This is a genomic window from archaeon (assembly GCA_016432545.1).
Classification (GTDB): Archaea; Thermoproteota; Nitrososphaeria; order Nitrososphaerales; family Gagatemarchaeaceae; genus UBA183.
On sequence record CP066694.1, the window covers coordinates 715,456 to 742,294 of the forward strand.

Here is a 26,839-nt window from a genome sequence, read left to right on the forward strand (position 1 = left end):
CGGATTCTAGGAGAGAATCTTCATCGTGATCGTCGACACGACCCCGGGCTTGGACCTGAGGTTGTCAGCGATTATCGACTTTACGGCCTGGTCGTCGTTCCCCTCGACCATGACGAGGAGGTCGTAGAGCCCGTAGAGCTGGTAGACCGACTTGATGCCGGGCATCTCCTTCAAGGCGGCGAGGCTCTGCTCCTCTGAGCCGGGGCTGAGGTTGACTAGGACTATCGCGCGCTCCATCGCTTCATCATTAGCAAGGGGCTTTGGTTAAATCTTGTGCCGGGGCGAGAGGCCAGCACGCTACGAGCCCAGGATCCGCTTCACTGCTGAGGCCAGGGTCAGCGCCTCTTCCCCTCTGGAGGACATGTCCCTCAGGGTCACCTTGCGCGCTGAAATCTCCTTCTCGCCTATGATCACGGCCCACGAGGCGCCCATCCTGCTGGCGTCCTCGAGCTGCTTGGAGAGGGGCCTCTCCTGGAATGACGCGTCGGTCTGGATCCCTTCCTCCCTAAGCTGGCGTTGGATGCCGAGCGCGTGCTTCCATGCGGAAGGTCCGGCGAAGGCCACGTAGACGAGGGACCTCTTCGGGCCTCCCTTACCAGCGAGGGAGAGCGCGATCCGCTCCATACCGCCGGCGGCACCGGTGGCGGAGAGGTCGTCCCGCCCGAAGGTCTTGGGGAGGAGGTCGTACCTCCCGCCCCCGGCGAGAGAGCCGAGGTCGGGGTGGTCTCCGTCGTAGACCTCGAAGACGATCCCAGTGTAGTAGTCAATGCCCCTCACGACCCCGAGGTTGAACTCGAAGTTCGAGACCCCCCTGTGGGAGAGAGAGTCCTTGAGCTCGGCCAGGGAGGAGACGTCGAGCTTGAGCTCCTCGAGCTTTGAAATGACCTTGGCGGGCGGGCCTGAGGTGCGGCCGAGCTCGAACAGCGACTCGATCTGCTTCGATTCGAAGCCCTTCTTAGTGTACTCTGACTTGAGCTCGGGGAGGCTCCGCTTCTGGGCCTTGTCGAGGGCCCTCATCAGTTCCGGCGCCCTCTGAGTGGCTACGCCGAGGTTGCGGGTGATGAACTCTTCCACGACTCTCCGGTCTCCCACGGAGACCTTGAAGCCCTTGAGACCGAGTTTCTCGAATAGGCGGGAGGTGGCTTCGATTACTTCTGCGTCTGCGCCCACGCTCCTGGGCCCGAAGATCTCGAGGTCCCACTGCCTGAACCAGCGGTACCTTGCGTGCTGCGGCTCGTCGTACCTCCAGACTCCTGCAAGGGCGGCGAGCTTGACGGGAGGCTTCAGGTCGCGCCTGGAGCATGCGTAGCGGGTCATCCCTACGGTAAGGTCGAAACGGAGGCCCACGTCGCGACCCCCCTTGTCCTTGAAGGCGTAGATCTCGCGCTCGACGTCCGCCCCGCTCTTCGCCCCTAGGATCGAGACGTGTTCTATGGGGGCGGGCTCCATCATCTGGAAGTTGTAGAGGCCCGCGACTTCCTCGAAGGCGCGCTGGATCCTCGACTGGATCGCATAGTCCTCGGGCTCGATGTCCCTGATTCCGCGGGGTAAGGATAGGTCCGTCCTAATCGCCCTTCTTCTTCAGCTTGGAGAGCTGGGCCAGCATCGCAGTAAGCTGGAGTTCGGGCTGGGAGCCCTGGACGAGGCGGAAGTCGTACTCTGCGAGTATCTCGACCGCCTTGGCAAGGTCGTCGACCTCCATCGAGGTGACCACCTCGTTCGCGAAGCGAAGGAAGTCCCGCTCGGGGATGCCGTAGACGCGCGTCAGCTCGACCATCTTAGTTCGGGCGCCTTCGAAGTTCCCGCCCATCGCAAGGGTGATTATCTCGCCGACCCTGGACCGCACGCTCGACCCGGAGACTGTCTTGACCGAGTCTTGTGTCAGCTCGCCTGATGAGGATGCGGCCTGGAGAAGGTTGATCGCCTGCCTGAGGTCCCCCTGGGTAGCCTCGAAGACCGAGGCGAAGACCGAGTCGTCAGCGTAGGCGAGGCTCTCTTTCTTCGCTATCGCCTTCAAGTGCTCGACGACCGACTCCTCGTCTAGGCGCTGGAATCTGAAGATCGCGCAGCGGCTCTGGATCGCTTCAATGATGCCCGATGAGTAATTGCAGACCAGGACGAAACGGGTATACTTTGAGTACTCCTCCATGATCCTCCGGAGGGCGTTCTGCGAGTCGCGGGTCATTTCGTCGGATTCGTCGAGGACCACGAGCCGGAAGGGGACCCCCTCGCGCCGGTCGACGAACCTCGCGAAGACCTTGACCTTCTCCCTGACAGTGTCGATGCCGCGCTCGTCGCTCGCGTTGAGCATCAGCGTGTAGTCGGCCCAGTGCTCGCCGAGGACCTGCTTCGCGACGATGAGGGCTGTGGTAGTCTTCCCTGACCCGGGCGGCCCTGCGAACAATAGGTGAGGGAGCTCTTCCTTGCGAGCGAGGAGAGAGGAGAGCCTCGACTTGATGGCTTTCTGGTTTGCGACTTCTTCGAGCTTCTGGGGGCGATACTTCTCGACCCACATCAGGTTCTCGATGGGCATCAGATGAGCGAGCCCCTGACGGAGACACAAGCCATTTGAGAAAACTCGACCTCTCAGCGTATTTATTCCTTCGAGGCCATGAGAGCGACTCGAGGGGAGAGGGCCTCCCTCGGCCAGGCGGATGAGAACGAGATAATAGGATGTTCGAAGTCCGAAATTGACCACCCATGAGCGGGAGAGGAATCTTCCTTGTCCTCGTGTTGGCGATGCTGCTGCCCAGCGTTCCTCTTGCAGGCGCGGTGGACGGGTCCTTCCTGCCAGGCTCCCAGGTGCAGTTGCACGGTCCGCTGGTCGACAAGGTCCTGATCAGTGTTTACTACACTGACTCAAGTATGCAGGGCGCAGTCGCAGCAGGAACCATACAGGCTCCTGAATGGACGTTTAGCACCGGCGCATACACCTCTCTGGGTAGCAACCCTGATGTCATCGAAAACTCGACTGTGAGCTATTCGTGGTTCGGCCTAAATTTCAATACTCTGAAAGCCCCAGGTAGCAACGTCCACTTCCGAAGGGCGGTCCAGTACCTCCAAGACTACAGCTACATTCAGACGACGATCCTGAACGGAGTTGAAGGAATCGCTTCGCCGGACGTTCTCCCATGCCCGGCATACGGAGGAGCGTGCAATCCCATGGACGGCGGCAACGCAAGCGTGAAGTCGTATTCCTTCAACCTCACTGCTGCAGCGGCCGAGCTGCTTGCGGGAGGATTCTTCTGCGACGGTTGCTCTGCTTCGAACGCCAACAGCTCGACGCATTGGTTCTACGATTCGTTGCACACCAGCGCCCTGTTCCCCACTCTATGGAGAAGGACGACACATCATAGGGACCCTTGGGGTGCCAGGATGTCGTTCGAAGCGTCGCAGATTGGGCTGGCACTCGACAATCGCCTGTGCTGCTTCGGTGGAGGCATAGGAGGCGCATTCACCTACTGTTACGCTCCCTTGGCCCACGAGATAATAACGCCTGGCCAGTTCCAGGGGACAACGGGTGCCCTAGCCTGGCAGAACTCCCCCCAGGTTGTGAACTCGACCGTGGTCGCGTCTGTGGGCTGCGACATGTACACGTTCGGTTTCATAGGAGGACCGGACTATGACGGAACCTTGCAGGAGTACAACTCTCAGTTCTCAGGGACACCGACGAACCTGGGGAACTTCGAGAACCAGAGCGTCAACATCGCGACGAACCACGTATCCTATGCGCACGACAGGACGACAGCCGAGCAATGGGCCAGAAACTTCGCGGTCGACTATTCCCAGCAGTTGCCCACGGTGATGGGCTACTTCGAGAACCAATTGTTCGCAGAGAACGCGAACGGCTGGACGGGCTTTGCACTCCTCCCCACCCAGAGTCCCAACGAGGCTGCTGGACTCTACTATACTCTCCTTAACGTCCACATGTGCGGTGTTTCTAGCTGCGACATTGGAGGGGTCGGAGGAGGACAACCTGGCGGTACCTTCGCGCTCGCGCTACAGCAGGTCGCAGACCAGGATGGACTCAACCCTCTCTACCAAACGGCCTGGTCGTGGCAGCGGGATGTCTGGGGCGAGTTCTACGATAGTCCTCTTGTCGTCCCCCCCCGGCAAGCAAACGTGCAGGGCGCTCTCGAGGACTACCTCACGACTTCACACTCGATCTCCTCCTTTACGGGACCAACGCCTTCAGGCAAGGGGTCTTTCGACTACCAGGCCATCAAGGGACCCCAGCAACATGCGGCGGCAAACATAGTCAATGGAGAGAGGATCCGCTTCGTCTTTGCAAACAACATCACCTTCAGCGACGGAGTCCCATTGACTGCGGTCGACTATCAGTTCTCCCTCGACGCGTGGAATGTTGCAGGTTCCCCTAACTACCCAGACAGCGCCTCCCCCATGTCAAACATCCTAGGCGGGCCGCTGGGGCTCATCTCGTCGAATGTCGTCGACAGATACACCATTGACATCTATCTCAACATTTCTTCCTTCTGGAACGAAGGCAGGATAGTGTTGCCCATACTGCCCCAACACATCTGGAAGTACTTCAACCTGGACCACGTGTCGACCATTTCCTCCACTCTGGACACCACTAAGCCGTTCTTCTTTCCTACCGGAGCATACGAGACCCAAGGATCCCCTCATCCTTCAAAGTGGCTCCGCTTCCTCAACAACCTCGAGGTGGGCTCCGGGCCGTTCTGGTTGAGGACCTGGGACACGCCCAGTGGGACGGGTGAGATCGACAGAAACCAGTTCTACTTCCGCAGTGCTTGGTACGCGAACCTGTCAGCCAATCAGGTTTCCCCCGGGACCCCCTATCTGTTCAGGACGACACTCGTAATTCCAATCTACAATCCAACTGGCTCTACCTACTGTGGAGTGAGTTCGGGGGCAACGGGCCTGTGCCAGTTGAAGGGAATGACTAATGGATTGTCTATGCCCAAGTTGGGGAAGGTCCTCTGGCTCTACACGGCGGCCGGAGCCCTAGTTAGGAAGTACAATCTCCACATCAACTTGGCCACAGGAGTCTACAGCGCAGCGATTGACACTTCGAGCCTTACCCCCGGAGACTACAGGACATTGATTAGCTCGAGCTACATTTTCCAAGGCCTGCGCAGGACCTGGAGCCAGTCTTCTGGATTCAGAGTTTCGTAGGCCCCGTCCCGACCCTATGATGAAGCCCCAGTGACTCGAGAAGCTCGCTCCCGCGTGGAACGCTCAGAAGGTTATGCGAGATGGTAACATTGGATATTAAGGCCGGTTTCGAAATCCGAGTCGTATGAAGGAGTACTGGCTATCTGCGACCCTAGTGCTCTTCTTCCTCCTGCCCAGCGTCCCGATTGCCGGGGCGACGGACGGCTCCTTCCTCTCATCGAACCAGGTCGGGCTTCACGGGCCTCTGGTGGACAGGGTGGTCATCTCAGTGTATACCTCCGAGGCAGGGATGCTGAACGCGCTCTCGGCAGGCTCGATCCAGGCCCCGGAGTGGAGTTTCAGCACCGGAGGATATGCTACTCTGGCCTCGCAGGCCCACGTAATCGAAGGCGCCACGGTCTCGTATTCCTACTTCAGCATAGCATTCAACACTCTCAAGTTCCCTGGGAGCAGCGTCCACTTCAGGAGGGCGATACAGTACATGCAGGACTACAGCCTGATCCAGTCGACGATCCTCAACGGGGTCGAAGGCGTAGCCTCGCCGGACGTCCTCCCGTGCGCAGCCTATTCGGGCGCCTGCAATCCGATGGACGGGACCAACTCAAGCGTGAAGTTCTATCCCTTCGACCTCGACGCGGCAGGCCAGGAGCTCATCGCGTCTGGGGTCTTCTGTGGGAACTGCGGGGCTGGGAACGACAGCTACGACTCCTCAACGACTTGGTGGACGGACGCCGCGCAGACCCAGGCCTTCTCCCCGAATCTTTGGATCGTCAACGACCACCACAGATACGAGTGGGGGTCGGAGATAGTGAACTGGGCGGGCCAGATCGGATTGCAGATCTCCGCGCACACGCCCCCGGGCAGGGCTGGAGCCTCTGCGAACTGCTACGGGCCCAACTCGCGAGAGGTTATGTCCCCAGGGTCCTTCCAGGGTACGACGGGCGCGAACGCATGGGAGAATACCCCGCAGCACGTGAATTCTACCCAGACCGGGCTCGACCTCTGCGACATGTACACGAAGGCAGACAGCCCTGGCCCCGAGTACTACTACAACATGGAGCAGTACAACAGCCAGTTTTCCGGGACCCCGGTCAACATGGAGAACTTCGAGAATCAGACCCTCAACGTGGCCACGAGCCATGTTATGCTTGCGCCAGACCAGCAGTCAGCGGAGCGCTGGGCAAGGAACTTCGCCGTCTATTACTCGCAGCAGGTACCGACCGTCATGGGCTACTTTGAGAACCAGCTATTCGCAAACAACGTAAATGGGTGGACTGGTTTCGCACAGATTCCCACCCAGAGTCCCAACGACCTGGCGGGGCTCTACTACAGCCTCCTCAACGTCCACAGGTGCGGGCCAAGCTCGTGCGAACTGAACGCTACTGGTGGAGGGAGACCTGGCGGGACCCTCAACCTGGCCCTCGAACATGTGGCCGACCAAGGGGGGCTCAACCCGCTTTATGGAGAGCAGTGGGGTTGGCAGACCGACGTCTGGAGGGTGGTCTACGACGTACCGATGCTCCTCTCGCCTGACAACGCGAGCGTGGTGGACAGCTTCTTGGGCTACATGGTGTCGAGCTTCTCGGTCTCTCCCTTCAGCGGGATGACTCCCGCAGGAAAGGCCGCTTTCGACTACCAGGCGGTAAGGGGACTGGGTCAGCACATTTCGCGGAGGATTCTGAACGGGCAGGAGATCAGGCTCCAGTTCCTCAGGAACATCACCTTCAGCGATGGTATCCCGATGACAGCGCTGGACTACCTGAAGTATTTCGACTTGGACCACTTCTCGACGTCTCAGTCCACGGCGGACACGACCCAGCCGCTCGGGCCGGAGTTGCTGGCCTTCGCCCCTTCCCGCGTGAGGCCTCCTCCTCGGTGGGTCAAGTTCCTGAACAACCTAGAGGTCGGGTCGGGTCCGTTCACGCTGGGGAGTTGGGACAGGGTTAGCGGGACCGGCGAGCTCGACAGGAGTCCCACTTACTTCAGGTCTGCCTGGGACGCCAACCTGACCTCCAACGCCGTGCAGCAGGGGACCCCGTATGTGTTCAGGATGGCGATACAGATGAGGATCTTCAACCCGCTGATAACATCCTACTGCGGAGTCGCCCCTGGGGAGACGGGCTTGTGCACCTTGGCCGGGACAAATCCCGGACAGTCTTGGGCGAGGGTCGGAAAGGTGCTGTCCCTCTTTGACTCGACAGGCCACCTGCTGAAGAAGTACAGCCTGGTCAAGGATGCGTCGATAAGCGGATACAACGCGACGATAAGCACCACCCACCTGGCCCCAGGGGACTACAAGCTCTTGGTGCAGACGATCTTCACCTTCCAGGGGCTTAGGAGGACGTGGATTCAGGTCTCAGGGTTCACAGTCGAACCTTAGGTTAGCTCATGCAACCCTGAGCCCCAGGTATAACTGGGCCAGTTCCTTGTGTGCCAGTAGCTCGGCAGCGGTCCCCTGGTAGACGTTCTTCCCTCCGACTAGAAGGTACGCCTTGTCTCCCATCTCGAGCGCCTTCTTCGCGTTTTGCTCGACCAGCACGACGGTCAGGCCCTTGTCCTTCGCGAGGCTCCTGACGGTGGAGAGGACCTCAGTGGCGATCTTGGGAGAGAGGTTGGCCGTCGGTTCGTCGAACATCACAACCTTTGGCTTTCTGATCAGGGCCATGGTCATCGCGACCATCTGCCTCTCCCCGCCGCTCAGGTTCACTGCCTTCTCCCCGACGAAGGAGGCGAGCCTGGGGAAGAACGCCATGGACTCTTGGATCCGAGCGTCGAGGTCCGCGCGTTTGATCGTGTATCCGGCCATCCTGAAGTTCTCCGAGACGGTCAGGTTCGTGAAGACACTCTCTGTCTGAGGGAGATATGCGACCCCTGAACGCGCTATGACGTGAGGTGCGAGACGCGAGATGACCTGGCCGTCGAGGCTGATGCTCCCGCCCTGAAGGGCGATCAAGCCCGCGATCGTCTTCAGGAGTGTGCTCTTTCCCGACCCGTTGGGCCCCACCACGACGGTCAACTCGCCGGGGCCCGCACTAAGCGAGACCTCGTTGAGGATCCTGAGCTTCCCGTATCCGGAGGAGACGGATTCGACGCTCAGCAAGTGCTAGCCTCCAAGGTAGGCCTCGACCAGCCTCGGATCCTTCATCACTTCTTGGGGGTCGCCGCTCGTGACCACCTTGCCATAGGCCATCGCGATCACTGTGTCGACGTACTTCATCGCTATGTCGAGCCTGTGCTCTACGATGAAGAAGGTGAGGCCCAACGTGTCCCGGAGGGTTACCAGCTTCTCGAAGATCTCGTGTGCGAGCGTCGGGTTTATTCCTGATATCGGCTCGTCGAGAAGGAGCATCTGAGCGTCGCTCATCAGGGCCCTCCCGATTTCTAGGAGTTTCATCTGCCCCCCGCTGAGGGTTGATGCTGGCTTGTCCCAGTTCTTTGTGATGCCGAGCAACTTGAGGATGTTAATCGCACGCTCCACTGAGTTTGCCTCTGCACCCTGCCAGCGGTTCTTCAGCAGAGAGTTGACGAAGGACTCCCCAGGGTTCTTCTTCCTAGCGACGAGAAGGTTCTCGAGGACGGTGAGTTTGCCGAACAGGGAAGGAATCTGGAATGTCCGGACGAGGCCAGCCTCATACACCTTGTGTGCAGGAAGGCCCGTGATGTCCCTCCCTGCGTAGAAGACGCTGCCCGCGTCCTGATGGTATAGGCCGCCGATGACGTTGATCAAGGTGGTCTTGCCGGAGCCGTTAGGGCCTATGAGTATCGTGATTGTCTTTTCCTGAACGCCAAGCGAGACATCGTCGAGGGCCTTCAGGTTTCCGAAGGCCTTCGTCAGACCCCGTGCTTCCAGCGCGTAATTCAAGCGAGACCGTACAAAAAAGGGGTGGAGTCCGATTGTTAAGGTGTGGTTGTGAAGGTGACCGCGTCGGTGGCCACAGCCCATTGACCCGCGGTTACCCAAGTCGCAGTACCGTTGACATCGTGGACGACCCAGATGTTGTACGCGACAGGTATCAGGTCTCCGAACTGGTCCAGTCCGAGCCAGCCAGAATTGCCGAACATGTGGTTGGTGATGAGCGGGACTTGCTTGGCGACTGCTGCGCCGTCGTACGAGCCCGCTGCGATGATACTTAGAGCGGCTACCCAGACTGCGTCGTAGGTGGAACCACCGTATCCGCCGGGGTTCTGTCCATACGCTGCCTGGTATCTCGAAGAGAATGTGCTGAAGACGCTAGTCGAAGGAGGCGCGTAGACGGTGCTGATCAGTTTCACCTGCTCAGAGAGCGGGCCGGTTGCTCCTTGGACGAAGGACGAGAGCGTCGCCTCTCCGTCAGAGCCGAGCCATGTCACGCTCAAGGCAGCCGAAGTGTTGCCGAGCTGTTGCATCAGCGTCGCAACTTCTTCGAAACCGATAGCGTCGACTGCGACCTTGCTGGAGTTTCCGCCAGCATCGTTGATCGCCGCCGTCACTTCGTTGTTGATGGTGGTAAGAAGAGATGAGAAGTCGTTGTTGTTCTCAGGCCACTGGACATCGTTGGTCGCGATTCCGCCGAGGGCGGTGAAGCGAGCAACTGTCGCATTGGCCAGGCCGTCGCCGTAGCTGTCGTGCACGTGAAGCATGACGAGGTGAGTGAAGCCCAAGGTCGTGGCAAGCCTGCCGAGGGCGGCGCCCTGAGCAGAGTCGCTAGGAATGACCCTGAACAACGGACCTCTGTTCGCGTACGAAAGCTTGGCTGAGGTGGACGACTGGCTGATCAGAACTAGGTGGTTCGTGGTAGCGTATGGGAGGATCTGCAGCGCGCCCCCGCTCCATTCTGGCCCGATGAAGACCTTGATGCCCTTGCTTGCAAGGTCCTGGACCGCCGATTGGACGGTGTTGACGTCTGTGGCAGAGTCCTCGTGCGTCACCGCGAAGTGGTAGGATGTGATCCCTGCGGCTGTCAGGTAGGCGTTGACGTCGGCGACCGCCATGTCGACGGCCGGCTTGTCCCTCGCTCCCTGATCGGAAAGACTGCCCGTCAGAGCGACGAGGTCCCCGAGCATGATTTCGCCCGAGAGTCCGGCGTTGACAGTCTTGGTGGTTGTGGTGGTCGAGGTTCCGCCTCCGACCGTGACTGTGCTCGCAAGACCGAGCGATGGTGCGGCGGCATAGATTATGCCGGCGCCGATGAGAAGACCTACAATCAGTACTCCAATAAGTGAACTTGTAGATGCCCCTTTTCTTTTCAAAGTAGGGTAAATCCACGAGACCCTTCCAAAACTATTTAAGACTTTAAGCGCGCATGAGAGATTGGCTGGCCAATTCTAAGTGGTCGAGACATTCTACCTCGACGCGATCCTGAGGGCATCGGTGATCGCGATCATGAGCACGGGGCTCACGCTCATCTACATGACTACGAAGGTGCCGAACTTCGCCCACGGCTCGATACTTACCGTCGGGGCGTACATAGCGTACACTCTCGCGAGCTTCATGAAGGTCTCCCCATACGTGTCCGCGCCCTTAGCGTTCCTTATCGGCGCCGGGGTCTCGCTTGCGATCTACAGGCTCGTCCTCAGGCCTCTGAGGAAGCACGGCTCGCCGATAGTCTCTGTTATGATTGCCACCTTGGCGATCGACATCGCCTTCGTGGGAGTCTTCGGGACGTACTCGGACTACCTCGCAAACGTGTTCCGGCTGATCGGGACGAAGTCGTTCATCCTCATCTCCTACGACTTTTCATTCTTCGGCCTTCAACACTACGGAGCAGCGATAGTCTTCCCGATACTGACGTTATCCATGGTGGGGCTGCTCTATCTCGGGATGACCAGGACGCGCTTCGGGATTGCGATGAGGGCATCAGTGGAGAACCCGGACCTCGCCAGCGTCCTCGGGGTGAGCGTTGAAAGGGTCTACTCCTTCTCCTGGCTCCTTGCGGGAGGCCTCGGGGCGATGGGCGGCGCGCTCGCGACCCTGCACGTGGCAGGCACGCCTGACTTTGGCTCGAAGCTGATTGTGGCCATCTTTGCCGCCTCGGTGCTGGGCGGGTTCTTCAGCATCTACGGGGCAGTGCTTGGAGGGGTCATCGTGGGCGGGGGCGAGGTCCTCTCAGTGAACTACCTTGCTCCGGTCGTCGGGAGCTGGGTCACTCAGTGGATTGAAGGAGTCCCGCTGATCATGATGGCGGTCGCGCTTCTGATCATACCGAAGGGCCTGACGTCGATAAAGCTCAGGAGGAGAAGATAGGTGGTCCTGCCTGCAATCACGGTCTTCGGGATCAACATCGTAAGTTTCTCTTTCGACCTCCTCACTTTCTTCGCGATCTACCTCGCGATTTCGATCAGCCTGAACCTAGAGCTGGGATACGCCGGGATACCCAACTTCGGGAAGGCGCTCATGGTGGCGGCGGGAGGGTCGATCGGGGGCTCGTTCGCCGGCCAGTTCGCGGCCTGGTACCTGCACGTTGACACTCAGGGAGGTTTCTTCAGGCACTGGTACACGATAATCCCGCAGGTCAGCACCATCCTCGAGGGGGACGCCTGGTTCTCGGTCGCCCTCCTCTTCATGACGATTCTGGTGGGGGCGCTCGCGGGCGGCGCGATAGGATACCTGGCGTCCTTCCCTGCGCTGAGGCTGAGGGAGGACTACCTCGCGATGATACTGCTCGCCATGGCCCAGCTGTACGTGATCTTCCTCGCCAACACGTCAGTCATAACCGACTCCACGGACGGGCTTGCGATCCCCGATGTCTTCAGGTTCGCCGGAGAGTGGGGCCCGATCCTCTCGACGGGCACGATAGTGGCTTTTGCGGCCCTGGTCTACCTCTACGCGGAAAGAGTCGCGAGGTCCCCCCTCGGTCGCATGCTGAGGGCCATGAGGGACAACGAGGTCGCTGCCGAGGCTCTGGGCAAGGACACGGTCAAGGCGAGGCGGAACGTCCTGATAGTGGCCTCGATGATAACAGGCGCGGCGGGAGCCCTCTGGGCCTTCCAAGTGGGGATCAGCCAGCCGGGCGAATACACGAGGTTCGTGTGGACGATCTATCCGTGGGTGATGGTGATCATGGGAGGGGCTGCGAACAACTTCGGGGTCGCACTGGGGACCATGGTCTTCTGGTTCATCCTCAAGTTCGTGGACATCGCGAAGTTCTCCTTCTCAGCCTACGTGCCCTTCGAGGTCAACTACCTGCAGTACATGACAGTGGGAGCCATCCTGCTGTTGATCTTGTACTTCAGGCCGGAGGGGATACTCAAGGAGAAGTCCACTGCGACTACTTCATCGTCGAGGCTGAGAGGACTCTTCGGCGGAGACAAGAAAGAACCCGGATAGACGTTAACAACCCCTCAAGACTTAATTACGAACTGGGGCTCTTTGGCCGCCCCACATTGGAAACTACCGAGTCGCGACTCTCCGGGATACTGGAACAGCGGGAAAGGGGATTCCTTCTGGAGAAGGTCAGGGTCAAGCTCAGGAGTTCTCTTGAGAACATCGACGTCGGGGACTTCCGCATCGAGAAGCTGAACGAGGGCGAGACGGCAGAGCTTCCACGCTGGGTCGCAGACGAGCTGGTGAAGTCGGGCCTAGCAGAGATGCCCGAGGAGCCGTTCGAGTCTGAGATGGTCAGGTCTCTGAGCAGGGAGAAGATGATGGGGCCGCTACAGCTGCCACCGCTCCCTCACGACTTCTACGTCAAGATGAAGAGAAGGCTGGCGTTTCTGAGGGAGGCCGCGGCCGAGGGCAGGGGGAAGAAGGAGGACTACGAGAAGGTGCGGGCGGGCAGCTACGACCTCATAGGCCTGAGGCTCAGCAAGCTGCTCGCTCTCTCGAGCTCCGCGACGCCAGCCTCAGTACTTGCGGATAAGCTGACGCCTGAAGAGGTTGCGTTCTTCTCCCTCTCGCAGTCGATCTCAAAGGACTGGAGGGGCGCTCTCTTGGACGGTGCGAAGTAGTGGCCACGCTGGCGAGCGGAAAGCTCTCGGAGATGTTCGAGGACTTCCTCAAGACGGCGGTCGACAGGTCGGGGAACTCGGTCTATAGGACCAAGATATCCCAGCTGATCTCGAGCGAGGGCAAGTCGCTCGTCGTGGACTTCAACGACCTCCTAAGGTACAACGGCGACCTGGCGAACCGCGTCCTCCTCGAGCCAGACTCCTCGCTGGGGTCGTTCAAGATCGCTGCGTTCGAGACGATGAGGAGCGAGAACGCGATGTACGCTGACAGGGTCAAGAGGGAACTCTCCGTCAGAATCAGGGGGATTCCCGAGCAGGTACCCCTCAGGAAGGTCGACACTTCGTACCTGGACAAGATGCTCTCGGTGTCCGGGATGGTCGTCCGGACCTCGGAGCTCAGGCCGCTGATGACCTCCGCGGCGTGGACGTGTCCCAGCGGGCACCTGACGTACCAAGACCAGGACGACCTGGCGCTCAAGCGGCCCCCGAGGTGCGAGCTCTGCGGAGAGGTGAGGAACTTCGAGCTCGACAAGAAGCACAGCAGGTTCATCGACTTCCAGGTGGTGAGGGTGCAAGAGCTGCCGGAGGAGCTCCCGCCCGGCCAGCTTCCTCAGTTCTTTGACGTGAACCTTGAAGGCGACATCGTAAACTCAGCCCGTCCTGGCGACAGGGCGATCCTCTCAGGGATCGTCAGGGCGGTCCCCGACTATTCGGTGGGCGCCGTCAAGACGAGGCTCTTCAAGTCACAGATCGACTGCAACCACGTCGAGATCAAGGGGAAGGAGCCCGACCAGGTGAACATCACGAAGGAGGACGAGGCGCTCATCAGGGGGCTCGCCTCAGAGCCCGACGCGTACGACAGGCTGATCTCCTCCGTGGCTCCGGTCATACTAGGGCATCGCCCAGAGAAGGAAGCGATCCTCCTGCTCCTCGCGGGCGGGAGCGCAACCCCCCTGCCCGACGGGACCAAGCTCAGGGGCGACATGAACGTACTTTTCGTGGGTGATCCTGGCTGTATGGTGGGAGACGAGAGAATAGCTTTGGGCAACGGCGCGATCGTGAAGATTGAACAGGTTGGAAGGTCGCATCTCCAAGACCTGAACTTGCAGGTCCTTACTGGGGAGGGAGGAGGAAAGAGGGATTGGGCGACGAAGTTCCACATCTACAGGCAGCAGCCAGTCCTCGAGGCGGTGACTGAGAGCGGCAAGAGCATCAAGGGGACCTACAACCACCCCATGCTGGTCCTGAGGAACGACGAAGGCAAGATCATCAGAGAGTGGAGAAGGCTCGACGAGCTCAAAGTGGGCGACAGGCTCGTCACCACGACGTTCATCCCCTGCCAAGTCACGAAGTACTTGGATACGGGGTTCGAGGTTGTGCAGCAGAAGCTAGGGCCTAGATTCAGAGGGAGGCTGCCCGATGTCGTCGACCCGAAGCTCGGGGCGTTCCTAGGATACCTGCTGGGCGACGGGTTCGTGAACAAATACCGAGCGGTCCTCTCGGTAGCAGAGCCAGAGGTCGACATCCTTCCGAAATTGGTCGCAATCGAGGAGGACCTCTTCGGGATAAGGCCCGCTGTGATTCGGAGGCTGAGGGAAGACAGGAACGTGGCGATGCACGATGTGTATCTCAACAGCTCTCACATAGCGGCGAACCTACAATTCATGCGAGTGAGGCGGGTGCCCGACCTCATACTGAGGTCGGGAAACGAGGTCGTCGCGGAGTTCCTCAGATGGCTATTTGAGGCGGACGGGACGGTGTTCTCGAAGGGCAGGGGGCGAAGGGCTGTCGGGCTAAAGGCCAAGGACATTGAACTCCTGAGAGATGTGCAGTTCCTCCTCTTGAGGTTCGGAATCCATTCGCGGATAGTCGCGAACGCCTTGCTGATTAGGCGTGGGGAAGACATAGTCAGATACGCGAAGCACATTGGCTTCGTGTCGAAAAAGAAGACGGACAGGCTGAATGAATTGAAATCTCAGGCTCTGGCCTTCGGACGAGTCCACAAGCAAAGGAGCGAGAGAGTAGTTGCCATTCACGAGGGGCCCCTGGAGGATGTCTACGACATCGAGGTCCCTCGCTCGCATCGATTCATAGCGAACGGTCTGATATCTCACAATACGGCCAAGAGTGAGATGCTGAAGTTTGCCGCCCAGGTCGCGCCGAGAGGGATCTACGCGAGCGGGAGAGGCACTACCGCGGCGGGGCTCTCGGCAGCAGTAATCAGGGAGAAGAACGTGTTCATGCTGGAAGCAGGAGTAGTCGTATTGGGCGACCAGGGGATCGCTGCGATAGACGAATTTGAAAAGATGAAGCCCGAGGACAGGACCGCGCTGCACGAGGCGATGGAGCAGAACACTGTCACGATTGCGAAGGGCGGGATCTACGCGACACTCAACGCGAGGACCGCCATACTCGCGGCGTGCAACCCCGTGCTCGGGAGGTACAACCCGTTCCAGAACCTGACGGAAAACATCGGGACCCTTCCGATACCGCTACTGACCAGGTTCGACCTGATCTTCGTGATCAAGGACCAGCCGCATCCCGCGGACGACGAGAAGCTCGCGACGCACATCCTGGCGGTGCACACGAGGAGGACCTACGCCACCCCGCCGCCAGTTGAGTTCTCGCTTCTGAAGAAGTACATCTCCTTCTCGAAGAGAATCACGCCGAACCTGACCAAGGAGGCCTCGGCCAGGCTCAGGGACTACTATCTCGAGCTGAGGAAGGGAGGAGGGGAGGAGGGCCAGATCCCAGCTACTCCGAGGACTTTGGAGTCGCTGATAAGGGTAGCTTCGTCGAGGGCGCGGATCCTGCTGAGGCAAGAGGTGACTGAGGAGGACGCGCTGTCGGCCATATCTCTGATGAACAGGATGGTGGAGGACGTACTGACCGACGCGACCACCAAGAAGACCGACTTTGGCATCCAGCTGGGCAAGCCGCTCGGCGAGACCAAGAACCTGAAGGCTGCGATGGAAGTCTTCAAGGCCCTGGAGGGCCCCGACAAGAAGCCGGTGGAAAGGAAGGCCTTCAAGGACGAGCTGGTGAAATCCAGGTTCTCGGACGAGGACGCCGAGAAGATGATCAGGACGATGTTCAGGGAAGGCATGGTCTACGAGTCGAAGCCGGGCTTCATCCGCAGGCTCGGCGGCTAGCGGCCGGTCGGGATAGTTGAGGTTCGACGAGATAGGGCTCCCCGAGGAGCTGGTGGCATTCACAGCAGGGAAGGGGTACACGGAATTGTATCCCCCGCAGGAGGCTGCGGTGAAGGCGGGGCTGCTGGAGGGGAAGAGCCTGGTTGTGTCAAGTCCTACTGCATGTTATGACGAGGTCACAGAAGTCCTCACAAGAAGGGGTTGGATACTCTTCAAAGACGCCATGCCCGACGAGGAGGTGGTTTCGATGAACCCCAGGACGTGGGAAATCGAATACGTGAAGGCAATTGGGAAAGTTGAGTATCTTTACAGTGGAGTCATGATCCATGTCGCTGGGAAAGAGATTGACTTCAGAGTCACCGAGAGTCACCGCATCTATTGCCGAACTGGCAGTCAGAACTCACGCGAGGCCCGGGAGCCGTCAGGATTCATGAGGTACCACTTCAAACCGGCGCGGGAGATTCAACCAACTTGGGTATTCAAGACTGATGGGATCTGGAAGGGAAAGGCAAGGAAATACTTCGTTCTCCCGGCGGCGACCCTTCGGGGTGGCAGTCTTCCCAGGTCGAAGAGAGAGCTCCCACCTCTCAGGATTCCCATGCGAGATTGGCTGGATTTCTTTGGTTGGTATGTTGCGGAAGGTACCTCCAAACATGGGGTAAGTCACGAGGTGACCCTATGTCAGACAAAGGATCAGGCCGGGGTCGAAGCGGCAGTCAGGAACCTCCGCCATTGGAAAGTGTATGTGACAGGAAGCAAGGAACACAGGCACTTCAGCGTCGCTAGTGTGCAACTTGCGAAGTACCTCTCACAGTTCGGAAGAGCGTACGAAAAATTCGTTCCCGACTTCATCAAGGAACTCAGTCCCGAGCAGATCAAGGTCTTCCTTGATTCGTATCAACGAGGGGACGGCCACGTTGGCAGGGATGGGGTTAGCCCCGTCTTTGACACGACCTCAAAGCGCTTAGCTGACGATCTTCAGGAATTGCTTCTTAAGGTAGGGCGAAGCAGCTCGGTCAGGAACAGGGGCCTTTCTCCTTCTCATATCATGCCCGACGGACACTTGATCGTCTCCAAACACCCACACTATCAAGTAAGTTGCAGGCGGTACTCGGAACATGGCATCGACTACAGGAAACCCAGCAAGCCGGCCTTCGAGAGGGTTCAGGGAGAGCGGGTCTACTGCCTGACACTTCCGAAGCATCACCTCTTGTATGTGAGAAGAAACGGAAAAGCGCTTTGGTGTGGCAACTCCGGAAAGACGATGATCGCGATAATGGCGGCCTTCGTGAACGCGAAGGTGAGGATGAAAAAGACCGTCTACCTCGCGCCCCTGAGGGCCCTGGCGTCTGAGAAGTACTCTGAATTCTCAGAGCTCACGAAATATGGAGTGAACACCGCCATCTCTACCGGGGACTACGACTCGAGCGGGGAGACGCTGGGGCGGGCCGACATCATAGTCTTGACCAACGAGAGGTTCGACTCGATCCTGAGGCACAGAGTGAGCTGGCTGAGGGACGTGGGGCTCTTCATCGCGGACGAGGTGCACCTAGCGGGGAGCGACTCGAGGGGGCCGACCCTGGAGATGATCCTCACGAAGATGATGCACATGGGGCTGAACGCCCAGCTGCTTTCCCTGTCTGCGACCATCAGCAACTCGAAGGAGATAGGGGAGTGGCTGAAGTCGGAGACGGTCCAGGTCGACTGGAGGCCGGTCCCGCTGAGGGAGGGAGTCTTCGACTATGGGAGGGTGCTGTTCGTAGATGGGGAGGAGAGGCAGATAGTGAGGTCGACCTACGGCTCCCCGATCGACGTGGCGATGGAGACCCTGAAGGCCGGAGGGCAGGCCCTCGTCTTTGCGAACACCAGGAGGAGGGCCGTGAGCCTAGCCACGAGGGCAGCGGAGCTGACGGGGAGGCACCTGAAGGAGGAGGAGAAGAAGGCGGCGGAGGAGGCGGGAAGGAGAATACTTTCCTCAGGGGAGGAGACTAGCTTGAGCAGGCTCCTCGCAGAATTGGTGTCCAAGGGGGCGGCGTTCCACCATGCAGGGCTCGAGAGCGAACACAGGCGGGTAGTTGAGGACTACTACAGGGCTGGAGCTATCAGGCTGCTTGCCGCTACCCCGACTCTGGCCAGTGGAGTGAACATCCCCGCAAGGAGAGTGGTGGTGGCGGACATGACGAGGTACGACGCGGAGTCGGGGGGCAACGCGGAGATCTCGGTGTTGGAGTACAGGCAGATGGCTGGGCGGGCGGGCAGGCCTCAGTACGATTCCTTCGGGGAGACCGTGATGATACCCCCTCCCTCCATGGACTCTGGAGAGCTCCTGGAGCACTATGCAAAGAGCCCCCCGGAGCCGATCGAGTCGAGGCTGGCCGACGACTCTTCGATGAGGTTCCACACGCTCGCCACGATCGCGACAGCGAGCGGGCTCTCCAAAGGGGATCTCGACAGCCTGTTCAAGGGGACGCTGCTGGCGCGGCAGGTGGGCGAGGCGACGGTCGGCAAGCTCACGGAGAAGGCCCTCGGGTACCTCCTGGCGGAGAGGCTGGTCGAGGGCGGCGGGGGTCTCTTCTACCCGACGGACTTTGGGAGGCGGGTCTCAATCCTCTACATCGACCCCGCGACAGGCGTTGTGTTCAGGGAAGGAATCAGGAAGGTGGAGCCGGGAAGGGACTACACGGCCGGGCTTCTCAGGCTCTTGGCAGGGTCTCCAGACTTTGAGCCGAAGTTTCCTCTCAGGAGCAAGGACTTTGACCAGGCGGTCGCATTCATAGAGGAGCACTCCGCCGAGATGATCGAGCGGCCCAACTCGAGGCAGTTCTCGGCGTACGACGAGGTCCTACAGGAGATGAGGACCGTCATGGCGCTCCACGGATGGATCGACGAGTGGAGGGAGGAGCAGCTCCTGTCCCGCCTGGGAGTGGAGCCGGGCGACATGCACAGGGCTGTGGACAACGCCGAGTGGCTGCTGCACGCGCTGGGAGAGCTGGCCAAGCTCTTCAAGAAGCCCGAGGTGGTGAGGCAGGTAGACGTGCTGAGGATGAGGGTGGCGAGTGGGGTCAGCGCGGAGCTGGTCGAGCTTACGACCCTCCAAGGAGTGGGGAGGGTGAGGGCGAGAGCCCTTTACACCGCTGGGTTCAAGACGCTTGAGGATGTCAAGGAGGCACCGGCCGAAAGGCTTGCCGGGGTGGAAAAGGTGGGAACAGCCGTTGCCCGAAGGATCAAGGAGCAGGTAGCGCGATATTGACAGAAGGGGGAGCCTTCTGCGTGGTTGACGAGAGGAGGGCAGAAGCGGCCCTAGCAGGCGCACGGAGCATCGACCGCGTTCGGAGAGGAGAACCAAGAACCCAGAGTCTCGGCCTGGACGGGAGGAGCCTGGCGGTCGTCTCGATGTTTCAGGACTCTGAATCTCTCGTCCCTGCGGTTCACGGTTGGTCGGAAGGAGAGAGGCTGGAAGGGACTGCGCTCGTATCGGAAGGGGGCTCAAGACTTCGTCGGGACATCGCAGGGACGAGGCCCCTGTTCTTGGCCTCCGACGGCACGTGGGCTGCCTCCGACTGGAGGTTCTTTAGGGGCGAAGGGGCGCAGCTCCTGCTTCCTGGATCCTTGTACGACCTTTCCACCGGAGTCCTGGAGTTGAAGAAGGTTGGGCACGAGGAGTTTCAAGGCTCGTTCGAGGATGCCGCGAAGAAGCTCGCTCGAGCGCTCGAGGACTCGATCAGGGGCAGGGTCAAGGGGTACCGGAAGGTCGCTGTAGCTTTCTCTGGAGGGATAGACAGCGCAATCCTGGCTTGCGTTGCTTCCAAGGCAACCGAGGTCGTCGCATGCGTGGGGGCTGCGAGAGGTTCGAGGGACTTCGTGGGGGCAAAGGTGGCGGCCGACCTCCTTGGCATCGAACTCCGCATGTTTGGGGTAGACTCCGCCATGATTCGCGACGAGCTTCGAGGGCTTGACCTCCCGTTCTCACCTTCTCCGATGGACAGGAGCCTGTGGTGCCTCTACTCCATTGTGTCAAGGGGAGCCGCCGAGTCTGGGGCCCAGACTATCTTGCTAGGGCAGCTGTCCGACGAGCTGTTTGCCGGGTACGCCAAGTACGTTGCGGCCGGCGAGGAAGGAGCGGCGTCAAGGATGATGGAAAGTGACTTCGAAGCCTGCGGGGAGAGGGGCCTGGTCAGGGATGAGGCGGCTTGCTCAAGGTGCCTGCAGCCGGCTTTCCCCTTCGCAGAACAGGGCGTTGTCCGCCTGGCGAGGAGCCTGCCCATGTCGTTCAAGATCAGGGACAGAGCAAGAAAAGCAGTCCTCAGAGAGGCCGCAAGGTCGATGGGGGTCCCGGAGGAGCTCGCGGGAGCTGAGAAGAAAGCTGCCCAGTACAGCTCGGGCATACAGAAGTTGGTCTAAGAGGCCCACAAGGCTAATCAGCGGCTCCCCTCATCCGAAGAAGAGGGCAGGTAAGGACGATGGGTCATGGCTCGACACCGACTGGGGATCGCGTCTCTCTTGCGTTCGGAGCCGTGTGTCTGCTGACCGTTGGTTTGATAGCAGGTCTCCCGGGGGCACACTTGACCCCCGGTCCCTCTACGGCTTTGGTCGAACCTACTCTTACGACGGCACCGTATTCGGCTTCACGCCCAGGTGGGCCCGGGGGGTTCTACACCTTCTATCAGAAACACCAAAGTGAGACGAACGTCACAGGAGACCTTCAGTGGCTGAGCGTGAATGTGGCAGAGGCGCAGACCTACAATTCAGGCTGGGGGAGAGACTATCAATTGTCCCAGTCAATTAAGTCGAGCATCTCTGACCTCGAGGTCCTGTCTGACATCGAAGTGAACAACGGAGCCCTGTTCTCGGGTGGGCACCGACTCTTCGACAACCTAATCATCGGACACGAAGAATATGTCACCTTGCAGGAATACTCACAATTCAAAGAGTTCGTCAGGACCGGGGGCAAGCTGATCGTGATGGGCGGCGACACCTTTGAAGTGAGGGTAAACCTGACGAGGGGCGTAGAGACGCTGGTCGCTGGACATGGATGGAACTTCAACGGAAGTGCCGCAGTCACTTCGCCCCATCTGAACTGCGATGCAGACGTTCCACACGCCTGCGATGAAGCGTTGGTTGCCGCCCTGAGGCCCTTCCAGAAGGAGAATGGAAACTGGGTGGGGAGTTCCTATTTGCAGAATACGGGGCTCAGCGAGGACAACTCGATCCTCAACTTCACCCACACTACTTTGCTTACGACCTACTACACCCTCCCCGGCAGGGTCGTCGCATCCTATGTTCATGGATACGTGCAGGGGACGGTGTGGTGCTTCTGCAGGACGTTCCTCGATGGAGGCCCTCACGCGCCTGAATACACTCAGTTCTTGGGGACTGCTGCCACTGGCTCCTGGTCGCCGCGGACCTGAAGCCATGGATGACTTGCTTGCCAGTAAAGCGTCTCATGGTTTAAAAAGGCGGTTCCAGGGGAAAAACCATGATTCCATCGCCGCAGCCGAGGGGAAAACTCGTCGGCTTCAAGCCTCTGCAGGAGAGGTTCAGCTACTACGCGCTGGATGACGGGACGGTACTTGGAATCAAACCGGCAGTCGTCAAGGTTTATCGGCTGCAGAACTCAGACAACAGCCTGGCGTATTCGCCCGACGGAACACCGGCTTACTTCTACCAGACCCAGAACATCACTCAAGTTTTAAGCCCTGAGGAGTACAAGTCCATGAAGGGCGACGACATCTCTGAATGAGGCCGCGGGCCTACAATTCAGCTGAAGACTCAAGGCTTCTTCGCGACGCACTGGCGCAGTGCTCAGGAGGAACGTTCCTGGAGATGGGCGCAGGCAACTGCGGGACCCTGATTGACATGTCGAGCCGATACAGCACTGTCGTTGGGACCGACATCGTTCGCCCTGACTTGGATGATTGGAGAGTGGCTGGAACTTCCCTGCTTCTCGCTGACAGGGCAACTTGCCTGAGAGACGGCGTTTTCGACCTGGTCGCACTCAACCCCCCCTACCTGTCGGGTCCAGTCGAGGATCTAGCAACGGATGCTGGAGTCGACTTCGAGGCTGTATTCCGACTACTGGAGGATGCACTAAGGGTAGTCAAGGATGATGGAAGGGTCCTTGTGCTTCTCTCCGGCGACGTTCCTTTGGAGAGGGCCAAGGTCATCTGCAAAGCAAAGGGTTTTGGTCTCAGGAAGGTCAAAGAGCGGCGTCTCTTCTATGAAGAACTCTTGGTTGTTGAAGCCTCTAGCGAACCAGCCTAACCATGCGAAAACCGGGAGCAGAACCGTCCGTAGGAGTGTTTGCTGAGTGAGAGCGAGATGGTAACAATCTATAAGAACTCAAGTTGGTCTGGCGAAATTCCATGGGGCTGGCACGGTACGTTGCCCGCAGGACCGTGTACACAATTGTGCTTCTTCTGATCATTGTAGCCTTCAACTTCGTCCTGTTCCAGATCTTGCCCTTTGTCACCTCGTGCCCCAATTCGACTTACAATCAATGCGCCATATCCCTATACGCCCCCGAGCAGCCCCCAAGGGGAGTCCAGAATGTGACGCTCTGGCTAACACAAATCAGGGGCAAGATCTTCCACCAATACGGGTTCGACCAACCGATGCTCCCTGGCTACGGCAAGAATCCAGCTTCAAGTAAGTGTGAGACCATGCAGGTCATCGCACCCGGCGGCCACCTTAACGCTACCAAGCTAAGCAAGGGAACACGTACCATAAACACTTCGCTATCGGCTAGCAGTATTCCGTTGGGAGGCACCGTCTACGACACGGCGGTACTCTCTCAAGCTGCGCTGAAAGCAGGAGGTACTGTCAGCTACTACTACTCTGGCTCTTCCTACTGCCCAGCCCTCGGAGCCACCCCGGTCACCGTGGTGAACATTACCAACGGCGTCGTTCCACATTCCACTGCCATCCACTTTGAAGCGTCCAACAGCAGTGGCGGCACCTACTACTTCTACGCCGTGTATTCGGGCGAGTCCAACATGACATTCGTGCCTGGGAGGTTCCTGACATACTATCAGAACATGTTTACATTCAACTTTGGGTACAACCTCGGCAACGTCCTAGGAGGGACCGTCCTTCAGACGATACAGGACAGGACTCCTTACACAATTCTGCTCATTGGGAGCTCCACCATTGCCGCGTTCATCATGGGAATCGGGTTGGGCGTGATAGCCGCGGCCAAGAGAGGAAAGATCATGGACGTCTCGTCCCTCAGCGCGCTTCTATTCGTCAATGCCCTGCCCGTATTCTTCCTCGGAGGCATGCTTGAGTTAAGCCAGCTGGCATTGACAAAGTCGTTCTATCAGCCGTTGGGCTCTGCCTTGATCGGGGTAGACGGATGGAACGTGTATGTCGTTTTGCTGCAGGAGCTTTTTCTGCCGGCTTTGACCCTGACTCTCGCGAACATCGGAGGCGTCTTCCTTACTCAAAGAGCGGTCATGATCGACACGATTTCCGAGGACTACATCATCATGGCGCGGGCGAAGGGTCTCCCAGAGAGGACCGTACTCTACCGCCACGCTCTTAGAAACGCCGTGCTTCCCATCGCTACGGCGTTCGCTCTTTCGATTGGCTTTATCCTCTCCGGCGCCATCATAACTGAGACGGTCTTCGGATGGCCGGGGTTAGGTTACGCGATATATCAAGGAGTGAGCGCAATCGACTTCCCACTCGAACAGGCGATGTTCTTCATCATCTCTGTGATGGTCCTGATCGCAGTGTTTGCCGCCGAAGTCATATACGGTTTCCTCGACCCACGGGTGAGCACGGGCTAACTTGGCACGGACGGGCACTGGGAGGAAGATGTTCCTCGCGGGGGTGAAGAGGAACACAAAACTATACCTGAAGTCAAAGATTGGAATGTTGGGAATTGGAATCATACTTTTCTTCCTACTCATGGCAATCTTCGCCGGCGACCTTGCGCCCAACGACCCTGTGTTCGGCACGAACGTTGCGGCTCCCTATTCCATACCCTCATGGGCGACGATTTTTCCACAGTATCAAGGCCTGGCGGTCACCTCATATCCGGTCGCCCCCACTGGCTTTCAGAGCCAGAGCGACTTGTCGCCTTGGACCTTCAAGGCGGGTCAGAATGGGACATACACTCTGCAGCTACAGCCCAAGGTGCCTTCTCCGCCTAATGACTTCCTTCCAAGGAACCCGACTGGTTCGCTCCTGGTGAATGCGACGAGGGTACGGTCCAACGGGACATCGACGACCAACAAGTACCTCCCGGGAGGACAGGCCCTCTTCTCGATGACCCAGTCGTTTCAATGGACAATTCACAAGGCACCCTCCGCCTTCGTAATCAATGCAACCCTAGACCCGGTGAAAATGACCAACGTCTCCGCAGTCTACATCAACTTCATGATTTCCACGCCAAGGTCCAACTTCACCATGTCGACTGTGAAGACGTACGTGCTCATTTCTCAGGTGAAGTTCGTACCTAGCCAAATAGGGGGATGGAGGAGGATTTTCATCCCGAGCGGGCTCCTGCCTTCCTCGGGGATTCCCGCCTTCGCGAACAGGGCATACCCGGCCAGCGTGGTTTTCACTGGGAACGGGACCTACACCTTCACGATGCAGATCCAGGCTGTCCCCACCGGGGCGAACCCTTCGGTCTCCGTGAGGATCGCCTCTGTCAGCTTCAAGGTCCTAGGCAGCGCTTTTGGTCTCCTCGGGTCAGATGACGCAGGCCGCGATGTCTGGTCCGAGCTGGTGTGGGGATCGAGGATATCCCTGCTCATCGGCGTCCTCTCTGGCATCGGGGCCGTCGGTCTGGGCACTTTGCTCGGAATAGTCGCGGGATACTTAGGCGGCCTATGGGACGAAGGAATCGGCAGGGTGACGGACTTCTTCCTTGTCCTCCCGTTCCTCCCTCTGCTCATCATCCTGACGTTTATCCTCAGCCAGAACTCCTTTCTCTTGAAGACGGTGTATACCTGGATCATCCTGCTGTTTACTGCCCTGTCCTGGCCCACCATAACGAAGATCATCAGAAGTCAGGTGCTCTCGGTCAAGGAGAGGGCCTACGTCGAGGCCTCGCGCGCGGTCGGGGGCGGGACAGCTCACATCCTCCGCAAGCACATACTGCCAAACGTGACTGGGCTTGTCTATTCACAGGTGGCACTGAGCGTCTCAGGGTTCATCCTCCTTGAGGCCGCGCTCGACTTCCTGACGGTCTCCCTCTACCCAGTCGACGTGACTACCTGGGGCCTGATGCTGACGAAGGCCCTTCCCGACGCCACAGCCAACTCCGCTGCGGGCTACGTATGGTGGTGGTTCCTACCTCCGGGAGTTGCGATCGCGGTCCTCTCCCTCGCCTTCGTGCTCGTGGGGTTCGCGCTGGACTCGATCTTCAATCCGAGGCTGCGTGCAAGATAGTTGGCCGGCCCACTTCTCGAGGTCCAGGGGTTGAGGATGCACTATGGGACTATGGCTGGGGATGTCAAAGCCGTGGACGGACTCAACTTCGACGTCGGACAGGGGGAGATCCTGGGCATAGTGGGGGAGAGTGGATGCGGCAAGTCGAGCCTCGCGAGCACCCTCCTGAAGCTCCTGCCCAACAACGCGAAGATAGTGGAGGGAAAGATGATGCTGGAAGGTGAGGACCTCGTGCCTGTCCCTGACGCAGACATGAGGAGGAGGATCAGGTGGTCTAAGATTGCCTTGGTCCCCCAAGGAGCAATGAACGCTCTCAACCCGGTCTTCAGGGTGGGCGACCAGATCGCGGAGGCCATCACCAGCCACAGCAGCATCTCCAAAGGCGAAGCGAAGGCAAGGACGGGGGAGCTTCTGAAACTCGTCGGCGTCGACCCTGGGCGCGCAAGGCATTACCCGCACGAGTTCAGCGGGGGCATGAAGCAGAGGGCGATGATTGCGATGTCCCTCGCCCTAAGTCCGAAACTGCTGATCGCGGACGAGCCCACCACTGCGTTGGATGTCATAGTCCAGGCGGGGATCATCAGGCTCTTGCTGAGCATCAGAAACGAGCTGGGGACGGCAATCATACTGATCAGCCACGACCTTGCGCTTGTCGCTCAGATGAGTGACAAGACCGCAATCATGTACGCGGGGAAGTTCGTGGAGTACGGCTCCAGCGCGAGCGTCTACCGGGCGCCTCTGCATCCGTACACCATCGGCCTGGTCGGGGCGTTCGCAGACATCAGGAAGCCCAAGGAGGCGCTGATCTCTGTTCCAGGGTCTCCTCCCAACCTCCTAGAACCTCCAACCGGATGCAGGTTCAATCCCCGCTGCCCCTACGCCAAGGAGATCTGCACCGTACAGGAGCCGCCGCTCGAGCAGGCCGCGCCGGGGCACCTGGTCGCGTGCCACTTTTGGAAGGATATCATGACCCAAAGGGGCGTCAAGCTTTGACTGCGTCCTCGCTGGACAAGGACGAGGAGACCCTGAAGAGCCTCGCGAGGCTCTATCGATACGGGAGGATAGGCGCGAGAGTCGCCTTCGTACTTTGGGCATTGGGCGCGGCGTACTATGGGCTGGTCCTCGGAGTCTTCTCGGGAAGGCACGACTGGACATACTTCGCGGGAGTCGGACTACTGATGTTCGGGTTCGCCGCGGGGACTGCATTG

General features: G+C 59.2%; 20 protein-coding genes. 14 read left to right on the forward strand and 6 right to left on the reverse strand.

Features of this window, described 5'->3' with window-relative positions; all coding sequences use genetic code 11:
- Nucleotides 1-6: 6 nt before the first annotated feature.
- From HY247_03995 to HY247_04005, 3 genes are read right to left on the reverse strand one after another with little or no spacing between them, the layout of a single operon-like run.
- Nucleotides 7-237 carry an Lrp/AsnC ligand binding domain-containing protein gene (locus HY247_03995; GenBank protein QQG49470.1) on the reverse strand — a complete coding sequence of 77 codons (231 nt, stop codon included), beginning with the start codon at nt 235-237 and terminating at the stop codon, nt 7-9.
- A 60-nt stretch (nt 238-297) separates the two neighbouring features.
- Nucleotides 298-1,569 carry a histidine--tRNA ligase gene (gene hisS, locus HY247_04000; GenBank protein ID QQG49553.1) on the reverse strand — a complete coding sequence of 424 codons (1,272 nt, stop codon included), beginning with the start codon at nt 1,567-1,569 and terminating at the stop codon, nt 298-300.
- Nucleotides 1,565-2,515: a replication factor C small subunit gene (locus HY247_04005; GenBank protein ID QQG49554.1), complete on the reverse strand. Its 951-nt coding sequence runs from the start codon at nt 2,513-2,515 to the stop codon at nt 1,565-1,567. Before HY247_04005 ends, hisS begins: the two co-directional genes overlap by 5 nt.
- 185 nt (nt 2,516-2,700) lie before the next feature.
- On the opposite strand from HY247_04005, the gene HY247_04010 reads away from it, so the two are divergent.
- Nucleotides 2,701-5,157 (forward strand): hypothetical protein, encoded by a 2,457-nt coding sequence (locus HY247_04010; protein ID QQG49471.1) that lies wholly within the window; start codon nt 2,701-2,703, stop codon nt 5,155-5,157.
- A gap of 124 nt (nt 5,158-5,281) precedes the next feature.
- The gene (locus HY247_04015) at nt 5,282-7,537 is read left to right on the forward strand and encodes a hypothetical protein (protein ID QQG49472.1); all 2,256 of its coding nucleotides are present in this window, start codon (nt 5,282-5,284) and stop codon (nt 7,535-7,537) included.
- A gap of 6 nt (nt 7,538-7,543) precedes the next feature.
- Here the strand turns inward: HY247_04015 and HY247_04020 are convergent, their stop codons facing one another.
- From HY247_04020 to HY247_04030, 3 genes are read right to left on the reverse strand one after another with little or no spacing between them, the layout of a single operon-like run.
- Nucleotides 7,544-8,257 carry an ABC transporter ATP-binding protein gene (locus tag HY247_04020; GenBank protein ID QQG49473.1) on the reverse strand — a complete coding sequence of 238 codons (714 nt, stop codon included), beginning with the start codon at nt 8,255-8,257 and terminating at the stop codon, nt 7,544-7,546.
- 3 nt (nt 8,258-8,260) lie between these two features.
- Nucleotides 8,261-9,100, reverse strand: coding sequence for an ABC transporter ATP-binding protein (locus tag HY247_04025; GenBank protein ID QQG49474.1), 840 nt, complete (start codon nt 9,098-9,100; stop codon nt 8,261-8,263).
- Nucleotides 9,055-10,386, reverse strand: a complete 1,332-nt coding sequence (locus tag HY247_04030) for an ABC transporter substrate-binding protein (protein QQG49475.1) — start codon at nt 10,384-10,386, stop codon at nt 9,055-9,057. Before HY247_04030 ends, HY247_04025 begins: the two co-directional genes overlap by 46 nt.
- A gap of 79 nt (nt 10,387-10,465) precedes the next feature.
- Here HY247_04030 and HY247_04035 point away from each other — a divergent pair, with 79 nt between their 5' ends.
- From HY247_04035 to HY247_04090, 12 genes are all read left to right on the forward strand, one after another.
- Complete coding sequence (locus HY247_04035) at nt 10,466-11,380, forward strand: branched-chain amino acid ABC transporter permease (protein QQG49476.1); 915 nt, start codon at nt 10,466-10,468, stop codon at nt 11,378-11,380.
- Entirely contained in the window at nt 11,381-12,463 is a 1,083-nt protein-coding gene (locus tag HY247_04040) for a branched-chain amino acid ABC transporter permease (GenBank protein ID QQG49477.1), read from the forward strand.
- Between the two features lie 56 nt (nt 12,464-12,519).
- On the forward strand, nt 12,520-13,083 hold the full coding sequence (locus HY247_04045) for a hypothetical protein (protein ID QQG49478.1): 564 nt from the start codon (nt 12,520-12,522) through the stop codon (nt 13,081-13,083).
- Nucleotides 13,083-16,235, forward strand: coding sequence for an ATP-binding protein (locus tag HY247_04050; protein QQG49479.1), 3,153 nt, complete (start codon nt 13,083-13,085; stop codon nt 16,233-16,235). Before HY247_04045 ends, HY247_04050 begins: the two co-directional genes overlap by 1 nt.
- Before the next feature lie 16 nt (nt 16,236-16,251).
- Nucleotides 16,252-19,485, forward strand: coding sequence for a DEAD/DEAH box helicase (locus HY247_04055; protein QQG49480.1), 3,234 nt, complete (start codon nt 16,252-16,254; stop codon nt 19,483-19,485).
- Nucleotides 19,482-20,636, forward strand: coding sequence for a hypothetical protein (locus HY247_04060; protein ID QQG49481.1), 1,155 nt, complete (start codon nt 19,482-19,484; stop codon nt 20,634-20,636). Before HY247_04055 ends, HY247_04060 begins: the two co-directional genes overlap by 4 nt.
- A 368-nt stretch (nt 20,637-21,004) precedes the next feature.
- Nucleotides 21,005-21,643 (forward strand): hypothetical protein, encoded by a 639-nt coding sequence (locus tag HY247_04065; protein QQG49482.1) that lies wholly within the window; start codon nt 21,005-21,007, stop codon nt 21,641-21,643.
- 68 nt (nt 21,644-21,711) lie between these two features.
- The gene (locus tag HY247_04070; GenBank protein ID QQG49483.1) at nt 21,712-21,975 is read left to right on the forward strand and encodes a hypothetical protein; all 264 of its coding nucleotides are present in this window, start codon (nt 21,712-21,714) and stop codon (nt 21,973-21,975) included.
- An 83-nt stretch (nt 21,976-22,058) separates the two neighbouring features.
- The gene (locus tag HY247_04075; protein ID QQG49484.1) at nt 22,059-22,496 is read left to right on the forward strand and encodes a hypothetical protein; all 438 of its coding nucleotides are present in this window, start codon (nt 22,059-22,061) and stop codon (nt 22,494-22,496) included.
- A 101-nt stretch (nt 22,497-22,597) separates the two neighbouring features.
- Complete coding sequence (locus HY247_04080; GenBank protein QQG49485.1) at nt 22,598-24,022, forward strand: ABC transporter permease; 1,425 nt, start codon at nt 22,598-22,600, stop codon at nt 24,020-24,022.
- 1 nt (nt 24,023) lies between these two features.
- Nucleotides 24,024-25,631: an ABC transporter permease gene (locus tag HY247_04085; protein QQG49486.1), complete on the forward strand. Its 1,608-nt coding sequence runs from the start codon at nt 24,024-24,026 to the stop codon at nt 25,629-25,631.
- The gene (locus tag HY247_04090; GenBank protein QQG49487.1) at nt 25,632-26,624 is read left to right on the forward strand and encodes an ABC transporter ATP-binding protein; all 993 of its coding nucleotides are present in this window, start codon (nt 25,632-25,634) and stop codon (nt 26,622-26,624) included.
- Nucleotides 26,625-26,839 lie beyond the last annotated feature (215 nt).

Coding starts and splice junctions, on each gene's coding strand:
- HY247_04070 (QQG49483.1), top strand. CDS start 21,712: ATGATTCCATCGCCGCAGCCGAGGGGAAAACTCGTCGGCTTCAAGCCT.
- HY247_04005 (QQG49554.1), bottom strand. CDS start 2,515: ATGTGGGTCGAGAAGTATCGCCCCCAGAAGCTCGAAGAAGTCGCAAAC.
- HY247_04075 (QQG49484.1), top strand. CDS start 22,059: ATGGGCGCAGGCAACTGCGGGACCCTGATTGACATGTCGAGCCGATAC.
- HY247_03995 (QQG49470.1), bottom strand. CDS start 237: ATGGAGCGCGCGATAGTCCTAGTCAACCTCAGCCCCGGCTCAGAGGAG.
- HY247_04010 (QQG49471.1), top strand. CDS start 2,701: ATGAGCGGGAGAGGAATCTTCCTTGTCCTCGTGTTGGCGATGCTGCTG.
- HY247_04015 (QQG49472.1), top strand. CDS start 5,282: ATGAAGGAGTACTGGCTATCTGCGACCCTAGTGCTCTTCTTCCTCCTG.
- HY247_04080 (QQG49485.1), top strand. CDS start 22,598: ATGGGGCTGGCACGGTACGTTGCCCGCAGGACCGTGTACACAATTGTG.
- HY247_04025 (QQG49474.1), bottom strand. CDS start 9,100: ATGGGCTGTGGCCACCGACGCGGTCACCTTCACAACCACACCTTAACA.